Source organism: Pseudomonas sp. BAV 4579 (assembly GCF_009765395.1).
Classification (GTDB): domain Bacteria; phylum Pseudomonadota; class Gammaproteobacteria; order Pseudomonadales; family Pseudomonadaceae; genus Chryseomonas; species Chryseomonas aestiva.
Window position 1 is genome coordinate 1 of the sequence record NZ_WHOV01000301.1, and the last position, 429, is coordinate 429.

1 protein-coding gene is annotated in these 429 nt (G+C 68.1%); it reads left to right on the forward strand.

What is annotated here, in order from left to right:
- Positions 1–3: 3 nt before the first annotated feature.
- On the forward strand, positions 4–429 hold a 426-nt coding region (locus GSQ95_RS26070), incomplete at its 3' end, for a sulfite exporter TauE/SafE family protein (protein ID WP_158974034.1).

The following is a 429-nucleotide window of genomic DNA, read 5'->3' on the forward strand; positions in this document are numbered from 1 at the left end:
GAATTGCTGTCTCAGCTCTTGATCGATATCGCCCTCGGGGCGGTGCTGGGTGTGGTGGGTGGGTTGTTCGGCATCGGCGGCGGCTTGATCGCCATTCCGGTGCTGGCCCTGCTGTTCGGCCTCGACCAGCAACTGGCCCAGGGCACCGCCCTGGTGATGGTGGTGCCCAATGTGCTGCTGTCGGTCTACAAGTACAACCAGCGCAATCGCATCGACTGGCAGCGCGCCGGTCTGCTGGCCGCCGCCGGCATGCTCTCGGCCCTGGCGGGTACGGCGCTGGCGGTGTCCCTGGACGCCCGCTCCATGCGCCACGGCTTCGTCGGCTTCCTGCTCGTGCTGGTGCTCTACAACCTCTGGCAACTCTATCGCCGTGGCCAGCCGCCGCTGACGACGCCGAGTCGCCTGGGGCTCGGGGTGCTGGGGCTGGTG